The sequence below is a fragment of the Helicobacter magdeburgensis genome, assembly GCF_000765825.2.
In the GTDB taxonomy this organism is placed as follows: domain Bacteria; phylum Campylobacterota; class Campylobacteria; order Campylobacterales; family Helicobacteraceae; genus Helicobacter_C; species Helicobacter_C magdeburgensis.
The window spans coordinates 1-26,658 of sequence record NZ_JRPE02000003.1 but is presented as its reverse complement, the minus strand read 5'-3'; the positions used below and the strand labels follow the sequence as shown (position 1 = coordinate 26,658).

At 39.7% G+C, this 26,658-nt stretch carries 24 protein-coding genes; 16 read left to right on the top strand and 8 right to left on the bottom strand.

The window, feature by feature from the left end:
• Nucleotides 1–59 precede the first annotated feature (59 nt).
• The 3 genes from LS74_RS02575 to LS74_RS02565 are packed head-to-tail and all read left to right on the top strand — an operon-like array spanning nucleotide 60 to nucleotide 1,497.
• Nucleotides 60–254: a hypothetical protein gene (locus tag LS74_RS02575; protein WP_034586152.1), complete on the top strand. Its 195-nt coding sequence runs from the start codon at nucleotides 60–62 to the stop codon at nucleotides 252–254.
• Nucleotides 251–634: a type II toxin-antitoxin system death-on-curing family toxin gene (locus LS74_RS02570; RefSeq protein WP_034586149.1), complete on the top strand. Its 384-nt coding sequence runs from the start codon at nucleotides 251–253 to the stop codon at nucleotides 632–634. The genes LS74_RS02575 and LS74_RS02570 overlap by 4 nt, the downstream gene beginning before the upstream one ends.
• Nucleotides 631–1,497, top strand: a complete 867-nt coding sequence (locus LS74_RS02565) for a hypothetical protein (RefSeq protein ID WP_034586146.1) — start codon at nucleotides 631–633, stop codon at nucleotides 1,495–1,497. The genes LS74_RS02570 and LS74_RS02565 overlap by 4 nt, the downstream gene beginning before the upstream one ends.
• A gap of 80 nt (nucleotides 1,498–1,577) precedes the next feature.
• Here LS74_RS02565 and LS74_RS02560 read toward each other — a convergent pair whose 3' ends face one another.
• Complete coding sequence (locus LS74_RS02560) at nucleotides 1,578–2,153, bottom strand: hypothetical protein (protein WP_034586143.1); 576 nt, start codon at nucleotides 2,151–2,153, stop codon at nucleotides 1,578–1,580.
• A 102-nt stretch (nucleotides 2,154–2,255) separates the two neighbouring features.
• Nucleotides 2,256–4,439, bottom strand: a complete 2,184-nt coding sequence (locus tag LS74_RS02555; RefSeq protein WP_034586140.1) for a TonB-dependent receptor domain-containing protein — start codon at nucleotides 4,437–4,439, stop codon at nucleotides 2,256–2,258.
• A 257-nt stretch (nucleotides 4,440–4,696) separates the two neighbouring features.
• Here LS74_RS02555 and flhF point away from each other — a divergent pair, with 257 nt between their 5' ends.
• The 7 genes from flhF to LS74_RS02520 are packed head-to-tail and all read left to right on the top strand — an operon-like array spanning nucleotide 4,697 to nucleotide 10,864.
• Nucleotides 4,697–6,238, top strand: a complete 1,542-nt coding sequence (gene flhF / locus LS74_RS02550; protein WP_034586137.1) for a flagellar biosynthesis protein FlhF — start codon at nucleotides 4,697–4,699, stop codon at nucleotides 6,236–6,238.
• Nucleotides 6,239–6,257: 19 nt separating this feature from the next.
• Nucleotides 6,258–7,130: a MinD/ParA family protein gene (locus tag LS74_RS02545; RefSeq protein ID WP_034586134.1), complete on the top strand. Its 873-nt coding sequence runs from the start codon at nucleotides 6,258–6,260 to the stop codon at nucleotides 7,128–7,130.
• Between the two features lie 56 nt (nucleotides 7,131–7,186).
• Nucleotides 7,187–7,525 (top strand): hypothetical protein, encoded by a 339-nt coding sequence (locus LS74_RS02540; protein WP_034586131.1) that lies wholly within the window; start codon nucleotides 7,187–7,189, stop codon nucleotides 7,523–7,525.
• A 26-nt stretch (nucleotides 7,526–7,551) separates the two neighbouring features.
• Nucleotides 7,552–8,259, top strand: coding sequence for an RNA polymerase sigma factor FliA (locus tag LS74_RS02535; protein WP_034586129.1), 708 nt, complete (start codon nucleotides 7,552–7,554; stop codon nucleotides 8,257–8,259).
• Nucleotides 8,252–9,313: a flagellar motor switch protein FliM gene (fliM, locus tag LS74_RS02530; RefSeq protein ID WP_034586126.1), complete on the top strand. Its 1,062-nt coding sequence runs from the start codon at nucleotides 8,252–8,254 to the stop codon at nucleotides 9,311–9,313. Before LS74_RS02535 ends, fliM begins: the two co-directional genes overlap by 8 nt.
• Entirely contained in the window at nucleotides 9,310–10,146 is an 837-nt protein-coding gene (fliY, locus tag LS74_RS02525) for a flagellar motor switch protein FliY (protein WP_034586123.1), read from the top strand. Before fliM ends, fliY begins: the two co-directional genes overlap by 4 nt.
• Nucleotides 10,147–10,180: 34 nt before the next feature.
• Nucleotides 10,181–10,864 carry a hypothetical protein gene (locus LS74_RS02520; RefSeq protein ID WP_034586121.1) on the top strand — a complete coding sequence of 228 codons (684 nt, stop codon included), beginning with the start codon at nucleotides 10,181–10,183 and terminating at the stop codon, nucleotides 10,862–10,864.
• Between the two features lie 79 nt (nucleotides 10,865–10,943).
• On the opposite strand, the gene LS74_RS02515 is transcribed toward LS74_RS02520, so the two are convergent.
• Both LS74_RS02515 and ccoS read right to left on the bottom strand, forming a co-directional pair.
• Entirely contained in the window at nucleotides 10,944–11,915 is a 972-nt protein-coding gene (locus LS74_RS02515; protein ID WP_034586119.1) for an NAD(P)-binding domain-containing protein, read from the bottom strand.
• Complete coding sequence (ccoS, locus tag LS74_RS02510) at nucleotides 11,912–12,115, bottom strand: cbb3-type cytochrome oxidase assembly protein CcoS (protein WP_034586117.1); 204 nt, start codon at nucleotides 12,113–12,115, stop codon at nucleotides 11,912–11,914. Before ccoS ends, LS74_RS02515 begins: the two co-directional genes overlap by 4 nt.
• Nucleotides 12,116–12,264: 149 nt before the next feature.
• Here ccoS and LS74_RS02505 point away from each other — a divergent pair, with 149 nt between their 5' ends.
• A complete protein-coding gene (locus LS74_RS02505) occupies nucleotides 12,265–13,935 on the top strand; it encodes a methyl-accepting chemotaxis protein (protein ID WP_034586115.1) in 1,671 nt (556 codons plus the stop codon).
• 32 nt (nucleotides 13,936–13,967) lie between these two features.
• Complete coding sequence (locus tag LS74_RS02500) at nucleotides 13,968–14,639, top strand: hypothetical protein (protein ID WP_236096777.1); 672 nt, start codon at nucleotides 13,968–13,970, stop codon at nucleotides 14,637–14,639.
• Between the two features lie 100 nt (nucleotides 14,640–14,739).
• On the opposite strand, the gene LS74_RS02495 is transcribed toward LS74_RS02500, so the two are convergent.
• Nucleotides 14,740–16,635 (bottom strand): dynamin family protein, encoded by a 1,896-nt coding sequence (locus LS74_RS02495; protein WP_034586112.1) that lies wholly within the window; start codon nucleotides 16,633–16,635, stop codon nucleotides 14,740–14,742.
• On the bottom strand, nucleotides 16,635–18,956 hold the full coding sequence (locus LS74_RS02490) for a dynamin family protein (protein WP_138128768.1): 2,322 nt from the start codon (nucleotides 18,954–18,956) through the stop codon (nucleotides 16,635–16,637). Before LS74_RS02490 ends, LS74_RS02495 begins: the two co-directional genes overlap by 1 nt.
• A gap of 247 nt (nucleotides 18,957–19,203) precedes the next feature.
• On the opposite strand from LS74_RS02490, the gene LS74_RS02485 reads away from it, so the two are divergent.
• From LS74_RS02485 to cydB, 3 genes are read left to right on the top strand one after another with little or no spacing between them, the layout of a single operon-like run.
• Nucleotides 19,204–19,470 (top strand): DUF4492 domain-containing protein, encoded by a 267-nt coding sequence (locus LS74_RS02485; RefSeq protein ID WP_034588421.1) that lies wholly within the window; start codon nucleotides 19,204–19,206, stop codon nucleotides 19,468–19,470.
• A gap of 15 nt (nucleotides 19,471–19,485) precedes the next feature.
• Nucleotides 19,486–21,048 carry a cytochrome ubiquinol oxidase subunit I gene (locus LS74_RS02480; RefSeq protein ID WP_201274701.1) on the top strand — a complete coding sequence of 521 codons (1,563 nt, stop codon included), beginning with the start codon at nucleotides 19,486–19,488 and terminating at the stop codon, nucleotides 21,046–21,048.
• On the top strand, nucleotides 21,048–22,175 hold the full coding sequence (gene cydB, locus LS74_RS02475; RefSeq protein ID WP_034588415.1) for a cytochrome d ubiquinol oxidase subunit II: 1,128 nt from the start codon (nucleotides 21,048–21,050) through the stop codon (nucleotides 22,173–22,175). Before LS74_RS02480 ends, cydB begins: the two co-directional genes overlap by 1 nt.
• A gap of 328 nt (nucleotides 22,176–22,503) precedes the next feature.
• Here cydB and LS74_RS02470 read toward each other — a convergent pair whose 3' ends face one another.
• Together LS74_RS02470 and lpxD are read right to left on the bottom strand one after the other, a co-directional pair.
• A complete protein-coding gene (locus LS74_RS02470; RefSeq protein ID WP_034588414.1) occupies nucleotides 22,504–23,826 on the bottom strand; it encodes an aromatic amino acid transport family protein in 1,323 nt (440 codons plus the stop codon).
• A gap of 89 nt (nucleotides 23,827–23,915) precedes the next feature.
• A complete protein-coding gene (gene lpxD / locus LS74_RS02465) occupies nucleotides 23,916–24,893 on the bottom strand; it encodes a UDP-3-O-(3-hydroxymyristoyl)glucosamine N-acyltransferase (protein WP_138128766.1) in 978 nt (325 codons plus the stop codon).
• Between the two features lie 199 nt (nucleotides 24,894–25,092).
• Here lpxD and LS74_RS02460 point away from each other — a divergent pair.
• Nucleotides 25,093–26,658 (top strand): saccharopine dehydrogenase family protein (locus LS74_RS02460; RefSeq protein WP_138128764.1); only part of this gene is annotated, 1,566 nt, incomplete at its 3' end.

The window sequence follows — 26,658 nt, the reverse complement described above, 5'->3', positions numbered from 1 at the left end:
AATAAGCTAAAGCACAAATATTTTTGCTAGAATCCAAAAAATACATTAAGGAGTAGAAAATGACTTTGATATTAGAAAATGTAGATTCTAAACTTTTGCAAGTGATTGAAAGCCTAAAAGGCTTAAAAAGTGATTTAAAGATTACAAAAGAGCTAGAATCTAAAAGCGATTTTGAAAGTGTAAGAGAGCAGTTACAAAGCAAACTACAAGACCCAGAGATTCGTGCTGTATTTGAAAGGCTAAAAGACAAATGAGATATTTAAGCTTACAAGAAGTGCAAAAAATCCACGATGATATGCTAGATGAAATAGGTGGACTAAAAGGGGCAAATCCTAAGCAAATCGCTCTTTTAGATTCTGCCCTGACACAAATCCAAAATGATGATTATTACCCAAGATTTATAGATAAGCTTACGCATATAATGTTTGCCTGTGTGAAGTTTCACCCATTTGCAGACGGGAATAAACGCACCGCATTGCTTATCGGCGATGCCTTTATAACGCTCAACCACAAAGCCACGCCAAGGGACTTTTACCAAAAGCTAGAAGATGTTATTGTAAGCGTAGCAAGTGATGAGATAAGCAAAGATGAGCTAAAACAGATTCTAAGCGATATGCTAAAAGGCATTCAATGAAAAAGAGCATAACCCTAGATACTTTTGATGAAAACGGGGCGAGTTTAGGAAAAAAGCGATTTTATACAAAAAATATAAGCAAGAAAATTAACGATTGGTATAGTGCTTATTATGACAAAAACGCAAACATAGTGGGTATAATGAATACACGAGGCAACGACTTTCAAAACCAAAATTACATTAGAATCACTAGTACAAATAATTATAATCATACAAACACAATCACACCAAACAATCTTATCCCAACAAGTATTTATCTCTCCGTCCGCCATTGTATTAAAGCCACTTGGATAAATGATAGAGATCAATTCCTAGCCCCAAATAAAAAATGGGAAAAGGACACAGAGTTTCATAGCGACTGCCTTATTTTTATGCTTTTTCACGGACAAAATAGAATCACTTGCAAAGAGGGCATAAATCACTTTATCCCCTTTAGTGAAAAAGATATAGACGCAGCCGAAGCCTTTGAATCTCACTTTATGCAAGACTTTTTGCAAGGCAAAATCAAGCCAGATTCTAAAAGCACTGATAGTAAAAGCTTGTTTAAAGATGAGCTAGACTTTATCCCCACAAAGCCGCTAATTTTTAGCGATGAAGCAAAAGAAGTGCTACAAGCAGGAAAAGAGATTTTCAAGCACTATCACACACAAGCAAAAGATTCTAAAGACTACAACCCAAACGCCGCACTCTATGACATCAAAGCCCACTTTCAAGGCTTTAATGACAAAGGCAAAATGAACCCACCCCAAAAAGCCGATGATGAAGCCTACAAAGAAAAGCTAGGCATACTCAACTACGCCCTAAAAAACTTAGCCAAAAAGATAGAAATAAAAGTCTATGAATACGGCTTTTTACTGCCATAAAGTTGTGTCATTGATACGCCTTGTCATATTATCTTACTCAAAAAGACAGACAAGGCATATTGGAATCTAAGTATCAAACCCTAAATACTCCCATACACTGCTAAGGCTGTGAGAATAAAGCCTCCACCCAAAACACTAAAAGCAACTTTGCGTTTGCCCTTACAAAATGAAGTAACAATAAGCCCTGATAGGTAAAATAGGAGCATTGAAAGTCCAAAGCCAATGGCGATGAAGTCAAAATATGAGAGTTTGAATCCAGCTATTTCGTGTTTGCTTCCAGTGCTTTTGTGCATAAGCATTAAGATTCCATATAATCCCCTATCTATCGTGCGAAGCATAGGTTTGCCCTCTTTATCTTTGCTTAAGCTTACGCTGTATTTGATATTCCCCATTGAGAGATTGCCTTTCATCATACGCACTTGCGTGTCTTTGGGGATTTGGAGATTCTTATTTTTAAGAATGGTGATGATAAACTCCTCTTCTTGCCCCTTTTGTGGCATAGAATCTAGTGGAATATCAATAATGGTCGCACCGGAATTTTGACGAATTTCAAAGATGTAAAGCACACCTGTTATCGCATATATCAACGCTGCTGGGAGAAAAAATAGGCTCAAATACAAGTGCATTTGCATCCAAAATTTACGATGAAGTTTCATAATGTGAAAGTCCTTAAGTAATGATATAAATTCTCACAATCCTATCTAAAGATTGTGAGTTAAATGTGAAGTGCATAGTGCTGAGATTCTATACTCTAAAGCCTAGAAGTCCGCTCTAAAGCTTATCCAATAGTTTCGGCTTGGCAAGATTCTTTGGTATCTGTTTTGCGCGTTTGTGTTACTGCCACTTGTGTAACTTGCATAGTCCATAAAATACACATCAAAGAGATTATTAACCGCTAGAGTTAGGGCATAGTGTTTGCCGATTTTGTAGCTTGCTGCAACATCTACAAGCTGATAGTCTTTGTAATACTGCCCTACAATCTCTCGCACATTTGTTCGTGCATTAGATCCCGCATAAGGTGTGGGCGTTTTGTATTTCCCACTCCATCGCACATACATATCAAAATTACCATATTGATATTTTGGGGTAATAGTAAAGCTGTGTCGCGGGATAGAATTTATCGGCTCTCCTTTGCCCGAGCCACTTAGAGCTTCTGTGTAGGTGTAGCCATATCCTGCATCAAGGGAAAATCCACCAATAGGCTTAATCTTTGCACTTAGTTCCGCTCCGCTTACAAGACTTTTTTCTACATTGCGATAAGTGGAGCAGGTTGTGCTATTGCCGGGGCAGATTTGGTTTGTCCCGGGGATTTGTGTGCCACCTGTTATGCCTTGTAATGTTTCAATTTGATTATTAAAATCTGTGTAATAGCCTGTGAGAATAAACATCGCTGGATCTGTATCTACAATCGCACTAAGCTCGTAGTTCCAGCTTTGCTCGGGTTTTAGGTTTGGATTCCCATAAGATTCTGTCGTAGTGCTATTGCTAGAGCTTGTGGTAATAACACCATCAGTGGTTTGTAAAAGTGTGGGGATAAGCACACCATTTGCCACACCTGCTTTGAATGTCAGCCAATCTGTGGGATTATAATTTACATAGAATCTAGGATTTGGCACGGTGGCGAAGCGGTCGCTATAATTATATCGTAAGCCAAGTGTGGTGCTTATGCTCTCACTTATGAGATATTCCCCTTCAGCAAAGATAGCAGCTTGATTTTGGTGCATATTCCTGTGTTTGCTAGAGATTGTGCCTATAAGATTCTCAAACTGATAATACACCCCACCATTAAAAATAATCGCCCCATAATTGTTTAAATCAAAGTCATTTGTATAAGTGCTTTGGAATATGGCATTTTGGGCGGTGCGTTTGTTTGCGTAGTTGATATAATCCCCTTTATCCGCTCCAATGCCAACATTTGCGTGTGGGGCAATGAGATTGTAAGAGTGCTGCACATAGCTAGAGAGTTTGCCCCACTCGTAGTTTCCATCGTGGCTAAGCACGGAATTAACCTTAAAAAGCTCTTGTATGGAGGTAATACTCCTACTAGAGGTATTGAGCGTTCCAAGTCGTCCATTATAGATTTCAGAATCTAGATAGATATAATCGCGGTTTGTTGGTGTGTAGTTGAGCCTAAAGCCGCCGCTAAAATTGCGAGAGCCTGTGGAGGAGTGTGCCGCATAAGGATTGCCATTGCTACTTGGGCTTACCCACGAGGGCTTTAAAAATTCATTTGCATCATTGTATCTTGCAGAGCCGCGGAGATTCAGCGAGAGCTTATCTTTGAGAAGAGGGATATTCATATAGGCATTTGTGCCATAGACATTCCCCCATTCACTATTTGGCTCAAAAAGCTTTGTTTCCATTTGGATTCCACTTGTGAATGTATTTGTATGCTTTTTAGTGATAATATTGATAACCCCTCCCATAGCATCAGAACCATAAATTGTGGAGGCAGGACCACGAATAACTTCAATCCTTTCTATCATTGAAGGTGGTGGCATAAAGGAGGTTTGATTCCCAAGCCCATTTTGCACAAAGCCACGCGTGGTATTTTGGCGTTTGCCATCAATAAGGATAAGCGTGTAGCTTGAGCTAAGCCCACGCATAGAGATTGAGTTTTGCCCGGTTTTGTCCTGCTCCACATATACGCCCGGGACATCTTGCACCGCATCGCCTATATCGCGAATGGGGCGGGTTAAGATCTCTTCTTTGGGAATTATGGAGATGGACGCTGGAGCGGTTTTTATATCCTGCTCATAGCCCGCAGCGGTAACAACCGATCGCCCAAGATTCACTTTTCTTGTCTCATTGTCGGGGCGAGTTGTGCTAGATTCTAAGGTATTAAGAGAATCAGCAAAGCTCCCACTAAGCGAGAGACTAAGGACAAGCGATATTTTAAAAGTAGTTTTTTGAGTAATGCGGTGAGAAGTTGAAAGCTTCATTGCAAATCCTTTTATTAAAATTACAAACAATTCTTATTATTTAAAAAGTTTGTGGGCGGATTTATAGCAGCAAAAAGCTTAAATAAATATTAACAAAAACTCTTATTTTTAATATCTTGTAATCTACACAATGTAATAAAAAAATATGGTGAAAATGTGAATCTTTTCATACAAATTACATCGACTTTAGCCGACTTCAACTTCGCTAAAACTCAAACAAGCTATAATCAGGGATTTTTATTTGATAGGCGGATATTATGGCAAAGAAACTTCACACCTTTATGGGCGACACTCCAGCCCAAGCTCTTAAAAAAGCACAAGAAACCTTTGGGAGCGATATTTTGCTTGTTGAGAATAAGGAGATTCGCAAAAAGTCCCTAGCCCAACCGGGCTTATATGAGATTGTCATAGCCGTTGATGAGATAGAGGGCAAAACTGATACGCAAAGCACAGAGCCAAAAGCAGAATCTAGCACAGACTTAGCCCAGCAGATTCCACAAAATAGTGTGCAAAAAAAGCTTGATGAAATAGCAGAAAAGAAAATGGCAAAAAAACGCCAAGAAGCAAACAAACCTAGAATCTACGATGAAGTAACCCTGCAGCTTTCAAACGCCGTCAAAGAAATCTCACAGATTGCTAATGTGCCAAGTAATATGCCAGAATCTCCAAGCATTATTCCCCAAACCCCGCCACCTTCAACACCATCTTTGTCATCATCTTCACCTGCTCTAAGCCCCAATGCCGCACGACCATACCCCACAAGCACAACTACAACTAATAAGCCCAGCAAAGCCCAGATTATGCAAAAGCTTGATGAAAGGGCAAATGAAAGGATTCAGGATTTACAACAAACGCGTTTAGAGCAGCATATCAATGAAAGGCTAGAGCTTAAAGAGATAAAAAGTGAGCTTGATGATTTAAATGATAAGCTAAAAATCATTCAAAATATGCTGTGGGAGGAGAAAAGCCCAAAGAATGAAGGTATAAATATCCCCCAAGAGTTTGCTGAAATTTATAGAATTGCTAAAAGTAGCGGAATGAGTAGGGAGCATTTAGACACGATAATGCAGCTATCCTTAGAGCTTATGCCTTTAAAAATGCGTTCAAGCTCAACGACTATCAAGCGGTATTTCCGTGAAGTTTTGCGAAAGATGATTTATTGCAGGAGTGAGAATCTCAATAATAATGATAAAAAAATTATGATGCTTGTTGGTCCAACGGGCGTGGGGAAAACAACCACTCTAGCCAAACTTGCTGCGAGATATTCACTTATGCTCAATAAACGCTATCGCGTGGGGGTGATTACCCTTGATACTTATCGTTTAGCAGCGGTGGATCAGCTTATGGCGTATGCGCGTATGATGAAGCTAAGTATTGATACTGTTGTAGAGCCAGAGGAACTGCCAAAAGCCATAGATTCACTCAAACATTGTGATTATATTTTGATTGACACGGCGGGGCATTCACAGCACGATAGGGGTAAATTACAAAATATCAAGTCTTATTTGAATACGGATTATAAAATTGATATTAGCCTAGTGCTTGCACTCAATGCCAAGTATGAGGACTTGAAAGATACCTATAATGCCTTTAGTGAGCTTAATATTGACACTTTGATTTTTAGCAAACTTGATGAAAGTCGCAATTTTGGGAATATGTTTTCACTCGTATATGACACAAAAAAGCCCATTTCATATCTCTCAATCGGGCAAGGTGTGCCTAATGACTTGATTTTAGCGAGTAATGATTATTTGGTAGATTGTTTGCTTGATGGGTTTAAGCGTCCAGAATCTAAGTAGAATCTCAATAGGAAAAGATATGATACAAAATCAAGCCCACGAGCTACAATCTCTCATACAAAGCAAGGATAAACGCAACTTTAGTAATACAAAGTTTATTGCTATCACTTCAGGCAAGGGTGGTGTGGGGAAATCAAGCATAAGTGCCAACCTTGCTTATTGCTTATGGAAGCTTAAAAAACGCGTAGCCATCTTTGATGCGGATATTGGACTAGCTAACCTTGATCTCATCTTTGGGGTTAAGACACAAAAAAATATTCTTCACGCATTGCGTGGAGAAGTGAGTTTTCAGGAGATTATTTATCCCATTGAAGAAGGTTTGTATCTAATCCCGGGTGATAATGGAGAGGAGATTCTAAAATATGCTCATAGCGGTATTTTTGAGCGGTTTTTACAAGAGAGCGATATTTTAGATTCTATTGATTATATGATTATTGATACGGGAGCTGGGATTGGCGGAATCACGCAGGGCTTTTTGAATGCTAGTGATATGCTTATTGTCGTTACTATGCCCGATCCTTCAGCACTCACTGATGCGTATGCGACTATTAAGCTTAATGCTAAAATGCGTAATGAGATTTTTATGATTCTTAATATGGTAAAAAGCCAGAGAGAATCCCAAATGGTGTTTGATAGAATTTCAACTTTAGCTAAGAAAAATATTCCCGCACTTACATTACAGAATCTTGGATTCATCGAGCAAAGTCAAGTGGTGGCAAAAGCGGTGCGTTCGCGTGAGCTATTTGTCAAAGCCGAGCCATTAAGTGCGGTAAGCGGGGAGATACAACATATCGCACAAGGGGTTGTTATGAAGTTGGAACAAAATATGCTTAACTCACCACAAAAGCAACGATTTGCGGATTTTTGGCGGCGGGTGCTTGGCTATATTTGATAGTTTGAATCTTTAAAGAGTTTATCTTTTTGGGGTAAGAATGAAATGGGGCAGAAATGAAACCAGATAATTATATGAGCTTTAGCGTTGTTGCAGGATTCTTCGTTGGACTTGCGTTTTCTATTACGAAGTTTGATGAGCCGGAATTTATGGTGCTATGGACGATTATCACAACAATGGGCGTATATTTGATTGTGGCGGTATGCGTGGCGTTGTATTTTTGGTTTTTGGATTTTGAAAGCTCTAGGCTAAAGAAAAGTAAGCTTGAAAGCAATCTTGAATACTACCGCCTTGAATTTGATAAGCGTGAAAAAGAATCTGCCAAGATTCGCAATTTTATTAAGAGTATAGAATCTGATGATGAAGAAATGGCAGCCCAGCAGAATGCGAACTAAGAGCAGGAAATAAAGAGGGATAAGAGATGAAAAGTATGAAAAGTAATAATGGCTACAACCAAACGCTCAAATACGCGCAAGATGAACTTGCCCTGCAATATCTTCCCGCAGTCAAAGCAATGGCATTCCGCCTAAAAGAGCGTTTGCCTAGCTCCATTGAAATGGCGGATTTAGTCTCTATCGGCACAGAGGAGCTTATCAAACTTGCTAGGCGGTATGATAGTAGCTTAAATGATTCTTTTTGGGGCTATGCTAAGACACGCGTGAATGGGGCAATGCTTGATTATTTGCGTAGCCTTGATGTGCTATCTCGTGCTAGCCGCAAACTTGTTAAAGCCATTGACTATGAGATTTCAAAGTATTTTAATGACTACCAAGAAGAGCCAAGTGATGAGTATTTGGCAAAGATTTTAAATGAAGATGTTGCTAAGATAAAAGAAGCCAGAGTGGCGTCTGATGTGTATGCGCTTGTGCCTATTGATGAGCAGTATAATGCGATATGTGGGGAAAATATCTTAGAAGATGTGCAAAAAGATGAGCTAATGGAGATTATCCACAATGTCCTAAAAAAGCTTGGCAAAAGGGAGCAGATGATTATCCAGCTGTATTATTTTGAGGAGCTAAATCTTAAAGAGATTGGCGAGATTCTAGAGATTACTGAATCTAGAATCTCACAAATCACAAAAGAAGTCATCAAAAAAATACGACAAGCACTAGGAGATATAAATGGCTGATATACTAAGTCAAGAAGAAATTGATGCGTTATTAGAGGTTGTTGATGATGATGGCGATACTGCCGAGATAGAAAAGCAGGATATTACGCATCAAAAGCAAGTTACACTCTATGACTTCAAGCGTCCAAATCGTGTGAGTAAAGAGCAGCTCCGTGCGTTTAAGTCAATCCACGACAAAATGGCAAGAAGCCTTTCTTCGCAAGTATCTGCGGTGATGAGAAGTATTGTTGAGATTCAACTCCATAGTGTGGATCAAATGACTTATGGGGAGTTTTTGATGAGCTTGCCCTCCCCTACAAGCTTTAATATTTTTTCAATGAAGCCCTTGGAGGGTGCGGCGATTTTAGAGATAAATCCAAGCATTGCCTTTCCTATGATTGATAGGCTTTTAGGTGGTAAGGGCGACCCGTATGAGAACTCACGCGAATTTAGCGATATTGAACTGAACTTGCTTGATACGCTTTTGCGACAGATTATGCAGAATCTTAAAGAGGCGTGGAGCTCTATCACAGAGATTTTCCCCAGCGTAGATGCCAAAGAATCTAGTCCAAATGTCGTGCAAATCGTGGCACAAAATGAAATTGTTATTATGGTGGTGATGGAGATTATCATCGGACATAGTAGCGGAATGATGAGTATTTGCTATCCTGTTATCTCCCTTGAAACCGTGCTATCCCGCCTAGCAAGTAGAGATTTGATGCTGAGTGATACAAGCTCAAAAAAGAGTAGAAATAAAGAGCTTCAAGCCCTTATTGCTGGAGCGAATGTCGTTGTCTCTGGCTATTTGGGTAATGCCACACTTTCACTTAAAGAAGTGCTTGACTTGCAGGTTGGCGATATTGTGCGGCTTGATAGGGCAGCTGATGATACGATTTTAGTCTCTGTTGATGGGCGAGAAAAGTATATAGCAAGTATCGGTTTGCAAAGGTATCGCAAGACATTGCAGGTAAAAGAAGTGATTAAAACAGAAAAAGATCAAGTCAAAGAAGTGCTTGAAATGCTAGAATCTCAACGCAAAAATAGAATCGCAAATATTGAAGAGGAGGGAGAATGAAGCCTTTTATAGATTTAATCGTCCAAGAAGCCACCGCTACCATTGAAGGACTTATGGGTAAAACACCAAGTGTAACCCACACAAGCGATAGTAATGTAAGCCTTGAAAATCTCTCAATCCCCTATTCAATCAGCTATATTCAGGCAAGTGGTGATGGCAGTGGCGAACTTGCTATGATTATCCCCGTGGCTATGGCAACAGCTCTAGCAGATATGATGTTAGGTGGCGAGGGTGAGAGCAAGCCAGAGATGAGCGAAGATGATTTAGATGCGATAAAAGAGATAAGTGCGAATATTTTTGGGGCAATCTCCACATCTTTAAACTCACAAAAAGAGCTGCCAAAACTTAACTTTGCGTGTAGTAATATTGAGTTTGTTACGCAGAGCATAGAGTTATCGCGTTTTGATAAGGCATATATTTTTAATTTTTCACTAGATTCTATTCAGTCAAATTTTACGATTTTAGCCAATACAAGTTTTGTGGGGCTTTTTGAGGGTGGGGCTGCTGCTCCTGTGGCTCACGCAGAATCTGGCTCTGCTCCTGTGGCTCACGCACTTAGCCCAACAGAATTTAAAAATATCAATATGATTTTAGATGTGCGATTAAATGTCAAGGTGCGTATCGGGCAGAAAAGAATGCTTTTAAAAGATGTCATTGCTATGGATATAGGAAGCGTGATAGAGCTTAATCAACTTGCTAATGACCCTTTAGATATACTTGTAGATGATAAAGTGATTGCCAAAGGCGAAGTGGTGATTGTAGATGGGAACTTTGGGATTCAAATCACTGATATTGGCACAAAACGCGATAGGTTAGAGCAACTCCGCGGATAGATTCACCTAAGATTTATATTGAGATAGGAGTGGTATGTATCGCATAGCATTTGTTTTGTGTTGCATATGGTGTTTTGCAAGTGTGCTGATGGGCAAAAACCTATCACAAGAAAATACAACTGATTTACTCAAAATACACCCAAATGATACAGAGCAAATTATAGAATCTCATAAGCTGGGTTTTGAGATAGATGAGATGCAAGTCAGCATATTGCCTACGATGATTTGGGGTGGCATCCTGCCACAACTCATAAGCTTTCATCTTGGCTACAATGCTACACAGCTAGATTTTAAGATTCAAAGTGGTGGCAGTGTGGGGGCAAGTGCTGGGGTAAATTATCTTCTACCTAATCCATTGTATTGGAATCTTTCAAATTTTGGCTTACGCGTGCGGTATCTGTATGAATATGGTGCGTATTCTTCACATCTACTAGGCGTTGTGAGCTATTGGCATTTGGTAAGTGAGAACTTTGAAACTTTTGCTTTTTTGCCTACAATTGTGCTAGGTGGTGGGTGGATTATCAACGCTCAAAAACAAACAGAGAATGGCTACATAACAAGCAATGGCTCATATATTGAAGCGGGACTAGCATTTTTCAAGTGGTTTCCTGTGGGGAATGTGGATATTTTGTATAGAGCGAGTTTTTATGATAATCCGCTTATTTTTGGCACAGATAAAGCTGTGCATAGCATAAATTTTGTTTTTACATTTTTTTAGAATCTAGAATCCGTGTTGCCTTTTTTATAGAATCTTGCATAATTTAACCACAGATTCTATAAGATTTTATATTTTTAGTTTATAGACTTGTTCTTTTGACAATTTCATTCATAATATCATAGCTATGCTTGATGGCTAGAGCGATTGAGCCACCGCTCTTTAGGGCAATATCCCCTGCGATAAAGAGATTTTTAACATTGCTTTCCAAATCTTGTGAGATAAGTGGCACACCTTTTTCATCAGTCTCAATCCCACATTTTTTGAGAAAATCCACCGGCGTTGCCCCACCGATAGCATAAATCACACGATCAAACACTTCTTTGCTTTCATCACTAAATTTCACACCTACCTTACTGCTTTCATCGCTTAACTCCACAATATCAATCCCAAATCGCCCCAAAAGTCGCCCATTACTTAAAGCAGATTCTAACTCTTTTGCGTTTATGTCATTAATGCGTGTAAATTCTTTGCGGCGGTAATTGAGCGTTACACTTCCGCCTTGCTCACTTTGCGTATTTTGAGCTAAGTCAATGGCATATTCCACAGCGGAGTTTCCTCCACCTACAACGAGAATCTTTTCACTGCTCTTAGCCTCATTAGCATTAAAATTAACAAGTTTGCGGATTGTAGGAGGGATAGCGTAGCTTGGCTTGTTTGGCTGTCCCATTTTACCGATAGCGATGATGACAAATTTCGCATTAAAACTGCGATTATCGCTTGTATTGACACTAAAGATTCCATTATTTTGACTGACAGATTCTACATCGCTTTGATACTCCACATTTATGGGTTCTAAAAGCGTGTCAAAATACTCTAAAGTGCTTTCTCTATTGCCATCTTGAAAGTCAAAGTTGCCCTGAAGCTCCACAACTTGCCCTTTGTAGTCCCTATCTACGCGTTTGCCCTCTTTGTAGAATTTGCGGATACTCATATTATGAGATTCACCTTTTTCAAGCACAAGCACACTAAGATTATTCGCCCTTGCTTCTATGGCGGCACTCATTCCCGCTGGTCCGCACCCAATAACCACAACATCATATATCGTATTCATTCTTGCTCCTTATTTTTATGTTTTTTTTCAGCCTTTGCTGCAAGATTCAAATCCTCAACAGAATCAAAAAGCACGCCTTGCATCATTTTGTTTGCATCATCAAATTGTCCATTTTTTAGCCCCCAAATAAAAGCAAGTAGTCCAAATAGCCCAAGCACAAGCGATACGCCAAGCATAACAGCAATCATTTCCGTATTCATATTAAGCCTTTATTTGTGGGAAAAATGGCGGGGATTCTAGCATAGTTTGTAAATTGAAGTCAAACAAAGTAGTTTTTGCATTGGTATTATGGATAATATTTATTAAAAAGTTATACAATCCACGATTAAACTTACATAAGGAGATAAAAATGTCAAATGATTCACAAAAAATAAAACCAAAGAAAAAGGTGAGTGTTGGCGTTATGCTAGGCTTTGGCTTTGGTGTGCTTATTCTATTTTCGTGTATTATGGTATTTATCGCACTTAATCGTGTGAGTGAGATAAACGCTTCGCTTAGTCAAATTAATGACATCAACGCCCTAGCTCAACGCTATGCGATTAATTTTCGTGGAAGTGTGCACGATAGGGCGATTGCTGTGCGTGATGTGGTGCTGATTGATAGTGAGGATACAAAAGGTTTGCAACAGCTTTTGGAGCAAATAGCCACATTGGAAAAATTCTACAAAGAAGCAGAAGATAATATGAAAGAGAAATTCATCAATACAAATCTGCTTGATGAAAAGGAGCTTAGTATTTTACAAGCTATTGAGGCTACTCAAGCTAAGTCCATTCCGCTTATCGTGCAAATTAGCCAAGCTAAACTTGCTGGAGATTCACAAAAAGCTTATAATCTCTTAAAAACGCTATCCCCATATTTTACACAATGGCTTGCCGAGATTAATCAGTTTATTGACTATCAAGAAGATACGAATTCTGCTTTGACTGCGGAGCTAAGAAGCGATGTGAATGAGTTTAGAATCGTGCTTTTGGTGCTTTTGGCTTTGAGCGTTATTTTTGGTGTGATTGTGGCGATTGTGATTATACGCTCATTATTGCGTTTGCTCGGTGGAGAGCCACATATCGCTTCACAAATTATCAGCAAAATCGCCAATGGCAACCTTTCTGAATCTGTAGCATACAAGGGTGAAGATTCTATGCTCTCTTCCATTGCGACAATGCAGGAAAAACTCAAAGAAATTGTGGAGTTTATCACACGCTCTTCAAACCAAATCAACGAAGTTGCATTAAAAGTATCTCAAATCTCAAATCAAGCTCAAGACGCTGCTAGGACACAAATGCAAAGCTCAACGCAAGTAGCAGATAGAATAGGGCAGATGAACAAGGCAGTGATTGAAGTCTCAAACATCGCTCAACAAACTGAAGAAAATTCCACAAAAAGTGTGGAGATTTCAACAAAAGGTGTGGAGATTATTAATATTACCGCTGAAGAGATTGGCAAGATTACAGAGATGATTAGCTCTTCTGCGGAAAATATCCGTGGCTTACAGCAGCAGTCTGTGGAGATTGGCGGAAGTGCAAGCTTGATTGCTGAAATTGCCGATCAAACTAACCTTTTAGCCCTTAATGCTGCTATTGAAGCCGCTCGTGCTGGAGAACACGGCAGGGGCTTTGCAGTCGTTGCCGATGAAGTCCGGAAACTTGCTGAACGCACCGCCTCAACGACAGCGGAAATTGCCAATATGATAAAGCTTATCCAAGATGGCATAGGCACTTCTGTTGATGCTATTGAAGCCATTGTGCCTCAAATTGACAAAGGGCAAAAGCTGATTATGGATTCAGTCCAAACGCTTGAAGAGATTCAAAATCAAGCCCAAGATTCACTCCAAAAAGCTAAAGTTGTGGCGAGTTCATCAAGTCAGCAAGAAGACACAATGCAAAGTATCTCAAATGATATGCAAGGTATCTCTACACTCTCACAAGAGACAAGCCTATCACTTGAAAATGCAAACAAAGCAATCAGTGAGCTAAGAAATATCTCAGATTCACTGAAAAACTATATGGCGTATTTTAAAATCTAAAATCGCCACTTGCTGTGAAAGAAATGAATACAATGAGATTTTTAGCAGTATTTGCCATTGTGGGCTTTTTTGGCTTTATTAATGCAAAAGAATGGAGAGAAACGCCTTCAGTTGAAAAAAGGCTTGAGACACAAATAAACATCGCTCAAAAAATCGCAGAGATAAAGGCAGAGCCTGTGGAAGTGATACCTGCGAATTTGGGCGGGATGAAGTTTAAGATTCTAACTGATGAAGATGGCTTTTATACGCTGTATTTGGGCGATGATAAGACAAATGTGAGTATCAATAGCCCCGCGGATTTTTTCTCCGCCTCGTTTGCAAGTATGGAAGCTTTCAATAAAGCTTATGAGATATTCACACAGCATAATGCGTCTGTGCGAGAATCTAAGATTCTAAAGATATTTAAAACATATCCGCAATATGTGCTAGACTTTAAAGCAACAAGTAAGACAAAAACAACACTTTATATGCTCCTTGCCCCATTTTGTGAGCCTTGTAATGAAAAGATAAGAAACCTAGCAAGGCTCACAGAACAAGCACATATAAAAATCATTTTTGTGGCAGCAAATAATGAAGCTTATCATAAAGTGATGTCCTTATATGCGGCAATGCAAGGCTATAAACATAAAAGTCAAGAGGATAAAATCGCCAAGCTTCAAACACTTATACATATCCATAGCATTTTTGCCCCCAGTCAAAGATGATGACAAAAATGCTATGGATATGTATAAAGAATTAGCCAAAGCTAGAATCTCCTATCTACCCTATATTATTGAGACTAGCAAATAAGTTTAAAGTGCCACTTTATTTCTGCGATTCTTGCTCTTGCGGATAGGATTTAAGCGTGGCTATAAGGCTTTGAAACTGCTTAAGATGATGGGCGTATTTTTCTGCATATTGCGTGAGTAGCTCACCTTGAGTTTTGCAAAGCTCGGTATATTCTCGCTCAAAATGCCAAATGCTTTTTTTATGCAGGGGCTGGGTTAGGAGATTTTCCTGTAAGAAATGAAAATGAAAGCCTAGACTTAGCTCATCGCGGATATTTTCTAAGCTTGGGTTAAAAAGGGGCAGTGTATCTGGGCTTTTGCTATGCTTTGTTTTTGCTTCTTCAATTTTTAAACCTATGTGGCTAAGGCATAAGGCTATACTTAAAGGGTAATTAAGACTTAGAATCTTGTGAAAGAGCATAAGATGAGCTTTCAATTCGGCGGTGTGTTTTAAGGCAAGGGTGTGAAAAGATTGTGTCATTTCATCAAGGGTTTTTTCCAAAAGTGGGCTTTGCAATGGTGGGAGAAAGGCAGCATACCATTGTATGAATAAGTCTTGTATTAGCTTTGTGTGCGTATCTAGCAAGGATTCAAACTCTTTCCCACTCTCCATAATGTCAAATCCAAGCTTTGTAAAATCCCTAGCAAAAGTAGAATCTGCGTTATTTAAGCTTAAAGATAACCGCTCCTTAGGCAAAAATGCCACTTCCTTGCTTTGCTTTATCTCTTTTGTGAATCCAAAGCTTTTTTCTATGCGGGTAAATTCCTGTGGGGTTCTTTCAATAGCATTATAGATATGTTGGCTAAGGGATTCTAAATGAGAAGAAAAAGTATCAAAAAGCTTGGGAAAATCCTTATAAAATGGGCTTTGTATGGCGTTGTTATTCAAACTTTGAATTGAATCTTGAAGTAAAGATTCAAGGTGAGAAAATAGCAACTTAGCGTGCAAGCTCAAACGAGCATAGCGAAGCAAAAGTGTGCGGAGCTGCGTGCATATTGTGCGTGTCTTGGCAGATTCAGCTAAAGGCGTGATATGTGTTTGTAAAAATGCCACGACAGATTGAATATTAGAATCTAAAAGCAATTCCCCTGCTTTCTTTGCGTTTAGCTCATTATTATGACTATAAGATTGCAGGGCGTTTTTTGCCGAGATAGCAATAATATCCCCAAACAGCCCACTAAACGCCTTTTTAGCATATTCTAGGCTTGTGTTTATCTCATCTTCATTTTTAAGCCTATCTTTTTGATTAAGCACACATAGGCTTTTACTCGCATAGCGTCTAATATGTGCGTTGATGATTTCTTTCTCACTTTGTTTGCCGACATTATCAATAAGGGTTAGCCAAATGATTCCATCTACACTTTCTAGCACCGCATTTGTCGTGTCTGTGTCGCTTTGATTTTGTGAGTTAAAGCCCGGCGTGTCTAAAAAACTCATAGATTTAAGTAGCTCTAGTGGTGCATAAAGCTTGTAAAAGGCGATTTTAGCATTCTCAGCAACGCTCACTTCATTCATATAATACAGCGGTTTTGTGGCGATATTGCCATTTTTGTAATGCAATTCTAGGGCGTAGTCGTTGCCATAGACGATATGGCAGATTTTAGCCGTGATGGGTGTGATGCCACTAGGGAGAATCTCCTGTCCTAAAAGGGCGTTTAAAAATGTAGATTTTCCGCTACTAAACTGCCCGATAATGGCAATTTTCATCGGCTCTTGTATGCTTTGGGTGAGATTTTTAAGTGTTGTAGAAGTGCGAGAGCTTAGGGGCATCATTTGCTGAATCACATAACGCGTCTTGTCAATCAACGCATACAGCGGATTGCTCCTTTGCAGTGCTTTGTTTTTTGCTTCTAAATATTCATTGATAAAAGTTTCAAGCAAAGTGCTATTTAAATCTTGTGAATCTTGTGCTGTTTGCTTCAAGGTTTCCATTAGCTTAGCTCCTCTAAAGTATGTGTGATTTGCTTTGCAATATCTTGAATCTGGCTTTGTTTAGATTGAATCCTATCTTTTTGGACTTCAGCATTGCCATTATTTTTTGTAGCCAACGCAGATTCTAAACTCTCTTGCTTATTTTTAATCTCTTTTTCAATCTCTTGCTTTTTCTGCATTGCTATTTGCTCAAAATGCGTCATAAAAAGCGTTTTGATTTCTGCATTTTTTTCTTTTATCAGCCCATCAAAGCTTTCAAAAATATTTTTAAATAAAGAATCTAAATTTGCTTTTAAACGCTCCGGCTTAGGGCTTAAGGCTTGAGGCAAAGATTCTAAAGTTTGCAAAATATGTGCAATCTCACTGCTTTTAAGCTGAAAATGTATGCTTGGCAGGGTATCGCTCTGTGAAGATTCCATAGCATTTATGGAATCTTGTGGGACAATATCACTTTTAAGCTGTGTGATTTTGCGACTAAGCTTATACTTATACTCACGCAAAATATCAGCAAAGCAGTCCTTTAGCCCCTGCTCTATCATCACGCAAAAGGCTTGAGCTTGGGGCTTTGCCTCTCGTTCAAAATCATAGAGAATGTCATTAAAGACCTTATCTTTGATAAGTGTGGCGGCTTTTGATAGGGTATTATGGCTTAGAATCTCAAGTGAGCTAAGAAAATCCGCTAAATCCGTATTCAGCACGGATAGATGAGATTCAAAGTTTTGAAGTGTATCTAAAAGGGTTTGATTTTGAGCGGTGTATTTGCTAATAAGAGAATCTAGCTCTTCCCCACTCGCACAAAGCAAGGTAGATTCTATCTCTGTCAATTCTTTCTCATCTTGGGCGATTTTTAGCATTGCTTTAAAGGCAAGATAAAGCTTGTCTTTTGCCTTAAGGCTATCCTGCCCTAAAAGCATTGTTTGGAGATAAGATTCAATCTCTAAAATCCCACTTTCTTCAAGGCTCATTACAGGCTTATCTTTAGAATCTTTGGAATTTTTAGAATCCCCGCCCTGTATGCGATGGAGCAATGCCGCATACCCTGCTAATGGGATAAAGTCAATCCTTTGGATAAGGGATTGTATATCGCCTTTATATTTGGCATTTTTAAGCTGGGCTATAAGGCTTGATTTGGTGTATTCAAGGCTAGATTCTAGCTCCTTTTGTGTCAGTAAATCAATGCGTGTAAGCACCACAAGCAGACGAGAGATATTCTGCTCTAAAAGGGCTTCTAAGATAAAATCAATATCCTTTTGTGTCGCCGCACAGCTGGCATTCATAATATGTATAAGCATATCGCAATGTTCAATATATTCCCGCGTAATATCCTCTCTTTTTGTGATAGGATCATCAAGCCCGGGTGTATCTACAATCTCCACACCATTTTCCAAAAACGCTAAGGGCATAAAAAGCTCCACTTTTTCTACGAGATTACAAAACTTGCTTGTGTGATTAGCCGAAGTGTAGGCACTTAGCTCATTGAGTTCAATGTCTTTGGTATATTTTGGCGAAGTGATAAAATCTTGTAATTTATCTTTAAAATGCTCCCTGCTCTCTTTTACAAATGCTTGAAGATGGGCATCATACGCACCTTGAGATTCTAAATCCTCCCATTGCTCCTTGCTCCAAAAATGCACCCTTGCCCTTGGTGTCTCTCCATAACGCAAAATACTAAGATTTGCCGTCTCTGGCACACTTGAAGTCCCTAAAACCTCCTGCCCTAAAAGAGCGTTTAAAAATGTAGATTTCCCCGCACTTAAAACCCCTGTAATGCCTATGCAAAACCGCTGCTCTTGTAATTTAGCAAGATTCTTATCCATTGCCTGAAGCAAGGAATCTTTACTTAAAAGTGGTGTGAGAAGCTCAAAAAGGGTGTGAAATTTAGCGTGAAACTCTTTTAAATGCTTGGTTTTGCTTGACTTATTTGTGCTTGTGTTTATGTGTGAAGGGGCGGTGTGTTTCAGCAAGCTAAAAAGTCGCAGTTGCTCATCATCAATCACCCCTGCGAGATTAAGATTCGCAAAATAAGGCATAAGCTCTTCAAAAATATGTGGATTTTGCGTAATGATACTTGTCTGCATAGCAAGGATATAATCAAGCGGATTAGAAGTATAACCAAGAGCTAGATTTGATGGAATCTGCCTTGAATCTGGCAGGAGATTCACAAAACTTGGACATTGCATAAAAAGCTCAATATTATTGGCATTGACGCATAAAACAATACTTAGAGCATTTTTTGAAGAATCTGTGATAAAGGGGAGATTTTGCTGCATTGGCGGGGGCAAATGATGAAAGCTATTAAAAAAATGTTGCAAAACAGACATTTGAAAAACTCCATAGAGAATGAATAGAAATTTGATTTGGGAATTTTACCCCAAAATGTAAAAAGTAAAATAAAAGCATAATTATCTTAGAAAATGCAGGGAGTTTTTTGCAAAAAACGCACATTTTACCATTTTCAAAGCTGTATAAAATTTGATACAATCACTCTTGCATTTTGTGGCTATGGGCTTATTGTGCTATGGGGCTACAAAGGCATAAAAAAATGAAGTGTGAAATCTGGAGGTTTGTGTGGGGTTTTTCAAAAAGGCTTTACTGCTCTATGTCGATGGATTTAAGAATCTAAAAGTTGGCAAGATTCTATGGAAAGTCATTTTTATTAAACTCCTTGTGATTTTTGCTGTGCTAAAGGTTTTTGTATATGATAAGAATCTTTCACAAATGGGCGATTTTGAAGAAAGAAGTGCCTTTGTTTTGGATAATCTCACGCAATCACAGAGACCTATACAGAATCTTGCACCCTTACATAACTTCACACAATCCCCCACAAAACCTTAAGGAGTTGCTATGGATATGGTAAATGAACTTGCAAGTGTGGATTGGGCGAGAGCGCAGTTTGCCTTGACGGCGTTGTATCACTTTTTGTTTGTGCCTTTGACTTTGGGACTTTCTTTTATCGTGGCGATAATGGAGACTATCTATGTCAAAACAGGCAATCCACAATGGCGTAAAATCACACGCTTTTGGCTCACACTCTTTGCGATAAATTTTGCCATTGGTGTGGCTACGGGTATTATTATGGAGTTTGAGTTTGGCACGAATTGGGCGAATTACAGCTGGTTTGTGGGCGATATTTTTGGCGCACCTTTAGCGGTTGAAGGCATTATGGCATTTTTCTTGGAAGCGACTTTCTTTGCTGTAATGTTTTTTGGCTGGGATAAAGTCTCTAAAAAATTCCATTTACTCTCCACTTGGTTTGTCGCCATTGGCAGCAATCTTTCAGCCTTTTGGATTCTAGTGGCAAATGGCTGGATGCAATATCCCATTGGCACGATTTTTAACCCCGATACCGCACGAAATGAAATGAGTAGCTTTGCTGAAGTAGCACTTTCACCCGTGGCTGTTTCAAAGTTTTTACACACAGTGGCAAGTGGCTATGTTATCTCTGCTCTTTTTGTAATGGGGATTTCTGCCTTGTATCTTTTAAGAGGGAGATTTATAAGTGAGGCGAAAAAGAGCTTGATTGTGGGGGCGAGTTTTGGGCTTATCACTTCAATGTTTTTATTCTTTAGTGGTGATGAGAGCGCTTATCGTGTAACACAACATCAGCCGATGAAACTTGCTGCAATGGAGGGCATTTATCAAGGGGAACATAGAGCGGGAATCACCGCATTTGGAATCTTAAACCCCGATAAAAAGCCCGGCGATGACAAGGAAGTATTCCTATTTGATATTACCATTCCTTATGCACTTTCAATCCTTGGCAATCGCAGTCCAAATAGCTTTGTACCGGGTATTGAAGACTTATTACACGGCAATGAAAAGCAAGGCATAACCGGCATAGATTCTAGAATCCAAAGTGGCAAACTAGCCTTATCTGCTCTCAAAGACTACAAGGAAGCAAAAGCACAAAATGATACCGAAGCGATGAATTTTAATCGTGGGATTTTAGAATCTAATATGCCAAACTTTGGCTATGGGTATTTAGAAAAGCCCGAAGATGCTATTCCGCCGATTGCTTTGACATTTTATAGTTTTCACATAATGGTGGCTTTGGGAAGTGCATTTTTTGTGCTATTTATTATTGTGCTTTACTTGGCAATGGCAAATAATGTCGTGCAGTTCCGCAAGATTCTGTGGCTTTGTGTTGTTGCTATACCTTTTGGCTATATCGCCGCAGAAGCGGGGTGGATTGTCGCAGAAGTTGGGCGACAGCCTTGGGCGATACAAGACTTGCTCCCTGTGGGTATTGCCGCTACACACCTTTCAAGTGTGCATATTCAAGTCTCATTTTTTATCTTTGCTTTTCTTTTTACGACTTTGCTTTGTGCGGAGATTGGCATTATGATTAAAAGCATTAAAAAAGGCTTTGTGGAAGAGCATAGCGTAGATTCTACGCATAAAGGGGGCAAGTGATGTTTTTTGGACTTGAATTGAGTGGGCTACAAATTTATTGGTGGATTATTGTAAGTCTGCTTGGCGGACTTTTGGTGTTTATGTTTTTTGTGCAAGGTGGGCAGAGTTTATTACATATCATCGCAAAAGATGAGTTAGAAAAGACTATGCTTATCAATTCTTTGGGGCGAAAGTGGGAGCTAGGATTTACCACATTGGTGCTATTTGGTGGAGCGTGTTTTGCGGCATTTCCATTATTTTATAGCGTGAGTTTTGGCGGGGCGTATTGGGTGTGGCTAATGATTTTATTTTGCTTTATTATTCAAGCGGTAAGCTATGAATATCGCAAAAAAGAAGGCAATCTGCTTGGCTCAAAGGTGTATGAAGTCTTTTTGTGGATTAATGGTGTGTTTGGCGTGTTTTTAATCGGTGTGGCGGTAAGCACATTTTTTAGCGGCTCACATTTTGTGCTAGATTCACGGAATTTTGTAGAATGGAGCAAGGCAAGTAGGGGGCTTGAGGCATTGCTTGAGCCGGCAAATTATCTCTTAGGCTTAAGTTTGGTGTTTTTAAGCCAGATTCTAGGAGCGAGTTATTTTCTCAATAATATCAATGATGAGATTATTGCTAAACGCGCAAGAAAGGCTATGTTTGTAGCGACTTTAGCGTTTTTGCCTTGTGTTTTGGGCTTTTTGGCGTGGATATGCCTTAAAAGTGGATTCTATGTGGGTGAAGATGGTAGTGTCAGCTTAGAATCTTATGTGTATTTACATAATTTTTTATCCCAGCCTTATTTGATTGTGGGGCTATTACTTGGCGTATTAGCGGTGCTATTTGGAATTTTTCTTAATGTCTTTAAGCGTAGCACAAAGGGTATTTTTCCGCTTGGTGTGGGGAGTGTGCTTGTAGTGATGATGGTGTTTTTAAATGTCGGCTTAGGCAATAGTGCATTTTATCCTTCCATTGCTGATTTACAAAGCTCTCTCACCATACAAAATGCCTCTTCAAGTTATTATACGCTTTCAGTAATGGGCTATGTCTCCCTGCTTGTGCCCTTTGTATTGGCTTATATTGCGTATGTGTGGCGTGCAATGGATAGGGTAAAAATCACAAAAGAAGAGATGAGTAATGACACTCACGCCTATTAGAATCTTAGGAATATTGTAAGGAGAAACACAATGGGAACTTCAATTTTTATGCTTATCTTGTGGCCTGTGGTGATTTATGTGTGCTACAAATTTATTATGCTAAACATCACTCACACTGAAAAGCAAGAAAAATAAGATTAAGATTCTTATTTTTTTGACACTTTTATAAATGCAGGGTTGCTTTGCTACGCGAAGTTACCTTGTCGCAAATTTTATCTGCCTCAATTTCTCACAACGCTTTTAAACTGATTTATTGCACTTGATAAGGATAGAAAACTGCAAGATGATTTGCTCTAGATTCTAAGGGATAGAATCTAGAGAAGAAGTTTTAAGCGACAAGCTTATAAGCCACGGTGAAGATTGTCAAAAGCCCTGTGATAAACACAAAGGTATCTAGGGCTGGGTTTTTGAACTGCTTCATTTTTGACACGCTATAAATAGCAATAATTGGCATAAGGAATAAAATCGCTGCGATGATTGGACCGCCTAAGTCTTCAATAAAGCCAAGCACACTAGGATTGATATAGGCTACAAGCAGCATTACCACATACATCACACTTGTGCTTATCATGGCTATGGCTTTAAGGTTTGGAGTTTCATTCCCGGCGATTTTACAGCACTTACGCACGATTCCATATGCCCCTTCACGCGCTCCAAAATAATGCCCAAAAAATGAGCTAGAAATCGCCAAAAACGCTATCAAAGGACCGCCATAAGAGATGATAGGATTATCAAGCTTATTAGCAAAGTAGGATAGCACAGGGATATTTTGCGCCCTTGCTTCTGCAAGCTCCGCTGGGCTTAGACACAGCACACAAGAAAAGACAAAAAACATCACAAAAATTAGCAACATAGTAGCCGTGCGGAATAGAATCTGATTTGCTTTTGCCACAGAATGCTCCCCATATTCACGCTTCACACTCAAAGAAAATGTAGAAATCGCCGGAGAGTGATTGAAGCTAAAGACAAGCACAGGCAAGGTAAGCCACACGATTGTAAGAAACTCTTTAACATTTGGCACTTCACTTAAACTGCCTAGATTCCAATGCGGGATAAGATAGAGTGAAAAGAGAAAAAGTATCGCACATAGCGGATACACAAGCCATTCGCACACTTTGGTAATAAACTCTTCGCTAAAAAGCATAATCAACATAAATGCACTTACACCTAAAAATACCAAAATCGCCCGCCATAATGGCAACAAATGTGCTACTTGTGTGCCTTTGTCATTGAGTTCGGTTGTGTAAATAGAGCTGATAAACATAGCTAGAGAGCCATTAGAATCTAGCAGGGGCAAAAGCTGATTGTAAATAAAGCTTTCAAATGTGTTGGTGATCCCTACACAATACGCCAAGCAAATAGGGAAAATCGCAAAGAAATACAAAATAGAGATAAACACACTCACATTGCGTCCAAAATACTCTTCTGCGGCGTGGGTGATGTCTCTGTCATTACCATTTGCTTGGCAGACAAAGCGGCTTAACGCCCTGTGGCTTAAATACACCATAGGAAAGATGACAAAACACATCACTACAACAGGCCAAAAGCCCCCGCCTCCAGCCTTGATAGGCAGATATAAGATCCCAGCTCCCACTGCCGTGCCAAAGAGAGAGAGCATCCAGCGGGTATCAAAAGCATTCCATTTTTGCATAACGCTCCTTTGTAAGTTGTGAATTTGGATTTATTCTATACTAGAAATCTTGCTATTTCTTTAACTTTTTTCAAAAGATTCTAAAAAATTTAGCGTGGCGTGGATTTTTTTAACATTCTGCGTAAAGAGACATAAAATTTCATCCACTCATCAAGCTCCATAAGTGGGTGTCCGCCCCATTTTGTATTGGCAGGGAGATTTTTACCTACCGCTCCTCTTCCGGCTACTTGCACAAAATCGCCGATATGGATATGTCCGCCTGTTCCAGCCTGTCCGCCAAAGATGACATTGCGTCCGGTTGTGGTGGAACCAGCCAAGCCCACTTGTGAAACAAGAATGCTATGTTCGCCAATGACGCAGTTATGCCCAATTTGCACGAGATTATCAATCTTTGCTCCTTTTTTGATAATTGTCTCTCCAAACACCGCCCTATCAATGGTATTATTCGCTCCAATCTCTACATCATCTTCAATCACCACTCTGCCATTATGTGTGATTTTGATATGCTCTCCCTTATCGGTATGTGCGTAGCCAAAGCCATCGCAGCCGATGATACTTCCAGCGTGGATAATGACATTGTCGCCGATATGTGTATTGCCATAAATTACAACATTTGGGTAGATTTTGCAGTTTTTACCAATACGGACATTATCGCCTACTACCACGCCGGGCATAAGGCTAGAATCTTGCCCTATGCTAGAGTTTTCCCCTATGCTGACATTGGGGGCGAGTTTCACGCTTGGGTGGATACTGCCCTGTGTCTGCTGACTAAAATCGCTTGAGGCAAAGAGATGTGAAAGCAGAGCAAAGGCAAGATGTGGATTTGCCACGATAAGGGGCTGAATGTGGCTAGGCACTTGTGATTCTAACTCTTTGCGGATAAGCACCGCTCCAGCTTGTGAATCCGCAAGAGAAGAGATATATTTATCCTGATCTATGTAGCTTATTTGCGTGGGGGTGGCAGATTCTAATGGGGCGATACCGCTAAGTTCAAAGTCATTTTGTATGGTATTTTGCAAGGTAAGATAGCCTTTGAAAGCTGTGCTTATGGCTTGGGATAGGAGCATTGCTAATCCTTTCAAATGTGGAATAAAGACGCAATCATAGCATAAACATTACAAAAATCTTACAAACCGATAAGTGGGTGTAAAACCTAATGCTAAGGGTTTTGTAGTCATAATTGAATGAAATTGTGTATAATTCAGCCACTCGTATAAAATCGTATATGAAATGGCGTATTAGAAAATATCTACATAAGGAGCAATTATGGCTTGTGTTTTACAGATTGGTGCAGGTGGAGTTGGCGGTGTGGTAGCGCATAAAATGGCGATGAATAGGGAGAGTTTTACTCGCATTATCTTAGCTTCTCGCACCCTTAGCAAATGCCAAGCGATAGCAGATTCTATTAGAGAAAAAGGCTTAGGTGAGATTGAGATAGATTCTGTCGATGCTGATAGTGTAGAATCTGTGGTGGCTTTGATTGAAAAATACCGCCCAAAACTCGTGGTAAATGTCGCGCTGCCTTACCAAGATTTAAGCATTATGGAAGCCTGTCTTCGCACAAAAACGCATTATTTAGACACGGCAAATTATGAGCATCCAGATTCAGCGCATTTTGAGTATAAAGAGCAGTGGGCGTATGATACGCGTTATAAACAAGCAGGGATTTTTGCTTTGCTTGGTAGTGGCTTTGATCCGGGCGTTACAAATGTATTTTGTGCCTATGCGCAGAAGCACTATTTTGATGAGATTTATAGCATTGATATTTTAGATTGTAATGCAGGGGATCACGGCTATGCGTTTGCTACAAACTTTAACCCTGAAATTAATTTGAGAGAGGTTAGCTCTAAAGCACGATATTGGGTAAAAGATGGGCATTCAGCTTGCACTGCTATTTCGGCGGAGTCTGCGAAAATCGCTCAATCACTTACCTCTAGTAAGCTCAATCGCGATTTTCTTGACAACCCCCAAACTAGCAGCACAATCTTAGAATGCCAAGATTCTAGCAATATGGAATCTCAAAAAGCGGGTTCTAATACAGAATCTAACAGCCTTGTTTCACAAGCTGACTTAGCCTTAAACCCTGATTTAAAGCAAGACACCATTTATCGCAAGTTTGAGCGAGAAGAAAAGCATTTTACGCTAGATTCTAATACGCAGGGTTTGAAAGTAGAATCTTACTTTAACGGACAATGGCGAGATATTGCACCCCTAGCTTTGATGAAAGAGTGGGATTACCCAGAAGTTGGCGTGAAAAATAGCTATTTACTCTACCACGAAGAGCTAGAATCGCTTATCCGCAATATCAAAGGTTTGCGAAAAATCCGCTTTTTTATGACTTTTGGCGAGAGCTATCTCACACATATGAAATGCTTAGAAAACATCGGCTTTTTACGCATTGATGAAGTGGCACATAAGGGCGGCAAAATCGTGCCTATTGAAGTGCTAAAGACGCTTCTGCCAGATCCTGCAAGTCTAGCTTCTCGCACAAAGGGGCAAACGCACATTGGCTGCTATATGAAGGGTGTGAAGGACGGCAAAGAACGCACAATTTATATCTATAATATTTGCGACCACGAGGCTTGTTATAAAGAAGTTAATGCGCAAGGTGTGAGCTATACGACAGGTGTGCCAGCGATGATTGGAGCAAAGCTTATATGTGAAGATAAATGGGGACTAAATGCGCCTAAGGGGCATTCAGCTTGCACTGCTATTTCGGCGGAGTCTGCGAAAATCGCTCAATCACTTACCTCTAGTAAGCTCAATCGCGATTTTCTTGACAACCCCCAAACTAGCAGCACAATCTTAGAATGCCAAGATTCTAGCAATATG